This is a genomic window from Mojavia sp. (assembly GCF_059505145.1).
This window is the reverse complement of record NZ_JCACKA010000086.1, coordinates 51,300-57,299: the sequence shown is the minus strand read 5'-3', so window position 1 is coordinate 57,299 and position 6,000 is coordinate 51,300. Positions and strand designations below refer to the sequence as shown.

Here is a 6,000-nt window from a genome sequence, read left to right as displayed (position 1 = left end):
AAGTCAGCCTCAGGTGAAGATAGTAGATTTGGGGCGGTATTTTTATTAGTAGCGATCGCCTGTGCCAGTTGCGTAAGTCCTGTATTTAATTCAGCAACTGAAACGCCCAAGTATTCTTATGTACTTGGTTTGATTTGAATTGTCGCGGGGTAAGGCGCAGCGCTGCCCGCTATTTGTGCCAGTTGCGTAAGTCCTGTCTGGATTAAATCAGAGTTTCAGAATTTGGCTTCGATTATTGTTTTCCGAGAGTGACAGAAGAGGGATAACTTTAAACACTAATAAACCAAGAAAATCTATTGGTAGTGTAGTGTTCCCATTTGAAAAAAAGTCAGCATGAACATTAAAGAGACAATTATTCAATCAATAACTGTAATTGTTAATTGCTCAACTACTACACAGTTGATTGACTAAAGACAACAACTAGTGAGCAAGAAAACTAGTGTTAGTTAATATATTTAGATAATGGCAGAACTCTGTCCTGCTCAAAAATTGTTAATTGAGAGGTGGATAAATGAAATCTCCACCCCCTAAGCGTAAAAAATCTACCTCTGCTCAATCTACTGGCGACATCTCATCAGCTAATTCTAACAAGGAGACTTTTGATCCAGAACATCCTTCTACTGCAACGATCACTGTCACTGCTGTTGAAGTCCCAGAACTAACCGAAGATGAACAGCGCGATCGCCTGTTTTTGGAACGGAAGGTCGAACGGGCGTTTTTTGAAGCGGGAAAGGCTTTGGCAGAATTACGCGATTGCCTCCGGCACTGGCGAAGCCAATCGCAGACTGTACCGCTCAACTCACAAAACCTTTGAGGAATACTGTCGTGACAGGTTTGGTTACACGCGAATAGCAGCCTCTTATAAAATTGCCGCAGCCACAGTCATGGACAATTTGTTAACCAATGGTTTACAAAATTTAGAAATATCCCAAAATGACCTACAAATTTTTCCGACAAATGAACGTCAAGTAAGACCTTTAGTTGCTTTAGAACCCCAGGTTCAACGAGAGGCATGGCAAAGGGCAGTGGAAGAAGCAGGCGGCAAAGTCCCATCCGGTCGCATAGTTAAAGATGTTGTGCAGCGCATCATGGAACGAGTCAAAGCCCCCAATCCTTACCGTATGGGGGAAGTATGCCAAATTCTACCCAAAGATAATCCCGAACTCAGGGGTAAAGGTGGCTGTTGGTGCATCATTACCCATGTAGGGGACTTCAGTTGTACAGTGGCAGCTTGGGATGGACAGTACACGGTGAGAATTGACCACCTCAAGGCACTGAGCTACTCAGATTCAGAATGTCAGCAGATGCAGTTGATCAGCGGTCGCATTCGTAGGCTACGGGAAAACGAAAACTTGGAAAAAGCTGCCCGTGCTATGTTGAAGTACCTGGGGGAACTGAAGCGACCGTATTTGACTGCGGTGGAGGAGAAGTTGTTGGGTGTGATAGAGCGAGAATATAGGATTGTAGATGAGGGATGATTCTTGGAAAACTAAGAAACGAGGCAAAGAGAATGCAGAGTATAAAGTTATGTTCTCATGTTGGGGCTGATGGCATTTTGCACCTTGAGATTCCCGTTGGCATAACAGACAAAGAAATAGAAGTAATGGTGATTTATCAACAAATAGAACCATCAGCACCCTCAAAAACACCCCAAGAATTGGGATGGCCATCAGGATTTTTTGAACAGACTTACGGCAGTTGTCAAGACGACCCAATTGTTATTGACTATGAAGGTGATTTTGAGACAAGGGAAGAAATTGTGTGAGATATTTATTAGATACCAATGTTTGCGCTCGTTATCTCAACGGTAGGTCACTCTTGATTCGAGAACGCTTACGCTCAACAAATGTGAAAGATATTGCTGTGTGTTCAGTGGTCAAAGCAGAGTTGTTTTATGGGGCGATGAGAAGCAATGACCCGAATAGAACATTAGCAAGACACCAAGAGTTTCTCAACTTGTTTGTTTCTCTACCGTTTGATGATTCTACAGCACTTGTTTATGGAAGAATTCGTGCAGAATTATTAGCGAATGGAACGCCTATTGGCCCCAACGATTTTCAAATAGCAGCGATTGCCTTGACACATAATTTAACATTAGTCACACACAACACCAGAGAATTCAGCCGTGTCAGTGGATTGACGATTGAAGATTGGGAGCAGGGGCAATGACCGTGTGGGAGAGTTCAGTTGTACAGTAGAACTCTTGCAAAAGTGTTTTGTTGAATTTAATGGCCCAGTAACATTAGCTGGTGATACCACTGTCAAACTAACCTCTTTAGGTAACACTGGTCATACAATCTTTAGCGGTAGTGTTGATGGTGCCTATAAATTGATTGTATCTGGTGGTAGAGGTGGTGTCACTTTCACTAATGCCGTGGGTAGCACTGTTCCCTTGACATCTTTGGAAGTTAGTTCTCTGTTTAGTCCAATCACTTTGGGCGGTAACATCACGACGAATGGTGGAAATATCACTTTCGGTACTTTTTCCAATGTAATTCTAACAGGTGATACTGTTATCAGTACTGGAGATAGTCTAGGAGGAGACATATCATTTTCTACTTATTCTGATTATGCAGTGGATAGTGATGGTATTTCGCCACGCAACCTGACATTAAAAGCAGGATTGGGTAACGTTAGTGGTAATATATTTGGTGCTTATAATCCTTTGAATAATTTAAATATTGAAGGTAATGAAATTTCATTAAATAGTGCCAAAACTCAAGGAAGTTTAATTCTTAATAGTCGAGATAGTTTGAGTTTAAGTAGTAGCAAACTAAATGCTATAGAAGATATCCGCCTACTAGCTCAAAACACAGTTAACCTAGTAGATAATGTTGGTAGTGGTGGCGAGTTTACTACGGCAGCAGGAAACTTTTTTATTCAAGGTGATTCAGGAATTAATATTCAGTTAACTAAAAATCCTTTGTCTCTGTTACAAAGTAATGGCAATCTTACTTTGGTAAGCGATGGATTAATTATAGCAGGGCGTATGGGAGCAAATACGAAATCTGCGATCGCTGCCCTATCTATAGAGCAAATTCGGGCGATCGCTCGTCAGCAAAATGCCACCTTGGTTGAGTATGCTATCGTCCCCGATGATGACTTTAAGTTTCGCGGCAAACAGCGTGCTAGAGAATCGGAATTGTTGATTTGGGTGGTTCAGCCTACAGGTGAAGTCGCCTTACGCCGTGTTGATCTAAAACATATCTGGCAGCACAATCTGACCCTCACCGACTTGGTGAATGCTAGCCGTTGCTTAGATGGTGGGATTTACTGCAAAAAGCAAGCTATAATTATAGCTAACTTGGGAAAAGAAAGCAATAGTAGATATATCGGACTCCGCAAACTCCACAAATTCCTCATTGAACCTATTGCCGACTTATTACCCAAAGACCCAAACGCCCACGTAGTTTTTATCCCTCAGGAGTCCCTATTTTTAGTACCTTTCGCCGCCCTACAGAATGCTGATAGTAAATACCTAATTGAACAGCATACCATCATTACTGCCCCAGCAATTCAGGTATTAGATTTGACCAGAAAGCAAAAAAATCGCTTGGACGAACAAAACCGCAAGCCTTTGCAGCCGCTAATTATTGGTAATCCGATCATGCCTATAGTATCTCAGATACTAGGAGAACCCCCAGAACAACTCCCAAATCTAGCAGCATCTGAACGGGAAGCCGTTGAGATTGCCAAGTTGCTCAAATACAAGGCACTCATTGGCGCTCAGGCTACCAAAGCCAAAGTAAAGCAATTATTAGCTCAGGCAAATGTAGTGCATTTTGCAACTCATGGGTTATTAGAATACCGCAGTCAAAAAAGTAGTTCTTCTTTAGAGGGTTTAGAAGTTCCGGGAGCCTTAGCCCTCGCTCCTGATGACCAGGATGATGGGTTATTGACTGCCAATGAAATTTTTGACCAACATCTAGTTGCTGAACTAGTAGTATTAAGCGCCTGCGATACAGGTAGAGGAAGAATTACAGGTGATGGAGTAATTGGGTTGTCTCGTGCTTTTATCTCAGCAGGCACGCCTAGTTTAGTAGTCTCTCTGTGGGTGGTTCCCGATGCTTCTACCGCCGAACTGATGATTACTTTCTATCAAAAACTACAAACCAAACTCAACAAAGCCCAGGCACCGTAGCGTCTCCAGCTTGAGTTGGCGAATCGCATCAGTCAAATTTATTTCAGTGGTGAATTAGTGGATGCTGTAGCAGCAAAGACCAACATCACAAAAAAGCAAGCATTGGAAGTAATCAGTGCCTTTTTAGAAGTCGTGACCGAAGCTGTAGCTAATGGTGAGAAGGTAACGCTCGTAGGGTTTGGCTCATTTGAGCGACGCGAACGCTCTAAGCGTTCAGGGCGTAATCCCAAAACCAAGGAGACAATCATAATTCCAGCTACAAAAGTGCCTGCGTTTTCTGCTAGCAAGCAGTTTAAAGAAAAAGTCGCACCATAAGTGGTAACTGTCAAATCGCAGATGTTACAGATGGCGATCGCTGCTAAGACAGGGGTTGCTAAATCAATGATTTATTACTACTTCAAAGATAAAGAAGGTTTGTATCGAGCAGTCTTAGAGCAAACACACGCCGAGCTTTTGCATACACTTGAGAATTTGGAGACGCAAAACTTACCAGCACAACAAGCACTCTTAAGATTTCTCACAGCATTACTAGATTGTGTATCAAATAATCCAAGACTTCCCGCTATCATGTTTCACGAGGCAGTGCAAAACGGGGGAAAGTATTATCAACACAGTAGTTCCGTGAGCATTGATACTATCTTAATTTCGATTTTGCAACGAGGCGTGGAAGAAGGCAGTTTTCGTCCACTTGATCCGTTTGGGTCGGCAATTAATATCATGGGGACTTGCTTGTTTTATTTTATTGGTGCGGGAAATATCCAGCACTTTCCCCAAGGTAAACGGCTTTTGAGCAGAGCTATGCTAATGAGCCACGCACAAGAAGCGATTGCTCTGATACTAGCTGGTGTAAAAAAATCTTTTTAGCACTTAATTTGAATGCAGATTTGATTTGCCCTGACTCCACACCCCAGCATGAACAGCGTAGACGCGTCGGCTTGCCCTTGGACATTGCCATCCTCTGTGCATTCTCAAAAGCCAACTGCCGAAAGACATTCCACCCCAGAATTAAGCGTTTTAGCCAAGCCACTTGGCTTTAGGAGTTTGGGTACAGCCATTTGTAAAACAATCGAGTCAATTGAGGCATGACAATGTAAGTGAGTAAACACAAAACAATGCCAACAGTAATCAGTTGTGCGGGTAACTCAGGAACAGGTGCAAGCAAAGGAGCTAAAACGTATCTCATCGTTGATAGCGTTACGAATACTGCTAACCAAGTAAGTAACACTATTATTTAAAATTAATCTTTGGATATATATAGGAATCATATTTGATTTCTGAAAAAACTACAAGATAATACGGAGTATATATGTCTAAGAGCAAACAATGATAAACCAGCATCTACAAGCCGCGATCGCAGAACTACAAGAATTTATAGATGATCGCCCAGATGCACGTGAGGTGAGGAAAGCGCTATTCTGTCAAACTGGTTTATCATCGTTAGCTATCAGACAAGACTCTTTTTCAGTATTATCTCGTAGTCTTTTTCAAAAATCAAATATGATTCCTATAGTTTAATTGGTGATAGAAATACCTTGTACCCCACAATTTCGGCTAAATGCAGAGATTGGGCGCACAGTTCGGCGGTGCTGGGAGAATGTACCGGGTGTGATCGCTTATCTCAAAGAAGCGTTACAAACTTGGAAAGGGATCAAGTCACCTGAAGCCGTGTTTGTAGCTGCTTGTAAAGAGGGACGAAAACCGGAGTCTGCACAGGTTAAATCTGCTGTGAAAGATTGGTTTGAGTGGGCAAGGAAACAACGGATTGTGATTGCGATGTCTGGTGAGGTAGTGTACACACGGAGGGGTAAGGCTGTAGCGGTTGCAGAAATGATGCGGCGGTGTCCTGTGGGGGAGTGATA

General features: G+C 42.5%; 11 protein-coding genes. 10 read left to right on the top strand and 1 reads right to left on the bottom strand.

The annotated features are described in order from the left end of the window. Positions 1–511 precede the first annotated feature (511 nt). The 8 genes from AC5JL8_RS25495 to AC5JL8_RS25460 all read left to right on the top strand — a co-directional run bounded on the left by AC5JL8_RS25495 (position 512) and on the right by AC5JL8_RS25460 (position 5,227). Positions 512–814 (top strand): hypothetical protein, encoded by a 303-nt coding sequence (locus AC5JL8_RS25495; protein WP_495882467.1) that lies wholly within the window; start codon positions 512–514, stop codon positions 812–814. 70 nt (positions 815–884) lie between these two features. Continuing rightward, the gene (locus AC5JL8_RS25490; RefSeq protein ID WP_495882466.1) at positions 885–1,478 is read left to right on the top strand and encodes a hypothetical protein; all 594 of its coding nucleotides are present in this window, start codon (positions 885–887) and stop codon (positions 1,476–1,478) included. Positions 1,479–1,510: 32 nt separating this feature from the next. Beyond that, positions 1,511–1,765, top strand: coding sequence for a hypothetical protein (locus AC5JL8_RS25485; protein WP_495882465.1), 255 nt, complete (start codon positions 1,511–1,513; stop codon positions 1,763–1,765). Next, positions 1,762–2,169 carry a type II toxin-antitoxin system tRNA(fMet)-specific endonuclease VapC gene (gene vapC / locus AC5JL8_RS25480; RefSeq protein ID WP_495882464.1) on the top strand — a complete coding sequence of 136 codons (408 nt, stop codon included), beginning with the start codon at positions 1,762–1,764 and terminating at the stop codon, positions 2,167–2,169. The genes AC5JL8_RS25485 and vapC overlap by 4 nt, the downstream gene beginning before the upstream one ends. A 4-nt stretch (positions 2,170–2,173) precedes the next feature. Beyond that, entirely contained in the window at positions 2,174–4,141 is a 1,968-nt protein-coding gene (locus AC5JL8_RS25475) for a CHAT domain-containing protein (protein ID WP_495882463.1), read from the top strand. A gap of 15 nt (positions 4,142–4,156) precedes the next feature. After that, on the top strand, positions 4,157–4,456 hold the full coding sequence (locus tag AC5JL8_RS25470; protein WP_495882462.1) for an HU family DNA-binding protein: 300 nt from the start codon (positions 4,157–4,159) through the stop codon (positions 4,454–4,456). Next, positions 4,457–5,005: a TetR/AcrR family transcriptional regulator gene (locus tag AC5JL8_RS25465; RefSeq protein ID WP_495882461.1), complete on the top strand. Its 549-nt coding sequence runs from the start codon at positions 4,457–4,459 to the stop codon at positions 5,003–5,005. Between the two features lie 48 nt (positions 5,006–5,053). Next, positions 5,054–5,227, top strand: a complete 174-nt coding sequence (locus AC5JL8_RS25460) for a hypothetical protein (RefSeq protein ID WP_495882471.1) — start codon at positions 5,054–5,056, stop codon at positions 5,225–5,227. Here the strand turns inward: AC5JL8_RS25460 and AC5JL8_RS25455 are convergent. Continuing rightward, entirely contained in the window at positions 5,175–5,324 is a 150-nt protein-coding gene (locus AC5JL8_RS25455) for a hypothetical protein (protein WP_495882460.1), read from the bottom strand. The genes AC5JL8_RS25460 and AC5JL8_RS25455 overlap by 53 nt on opposite strands. 140 nt (positions 5,325–5,464) lie before the next feature. Here AC5JL8_RS25455 and AC5JL8_RS25450 point away from each other — a divergent pair, with 140 nt between their 5' ends. After that, the gene (locus AC5JL8_RS25450) at positions 5,465–5,656 is read left to right on the top strand and encodes a hypothetical protein (RefSeq protein ID WP_495882459.1); all 192 of its coding nucleotides are present in this window, start codon (positions 5,465–5,467) and stop codon (positions 5,654–5,656) included. Between the two features lie 3 nt (positions 5,657–5,659). Then, positions 5,660–5,998: a hypothetical protein gene (locus AC5JL8_RS25445; RefSeq protein ID WP_495882458.1), complete on the top strand. Its 339-nt coding sequence runs from the start codon at positions 5,660–5,662 to the stop codon at positions 5,996–5,998. Positions 5,999–6,000: the final 2 nt, after the last annotated feature.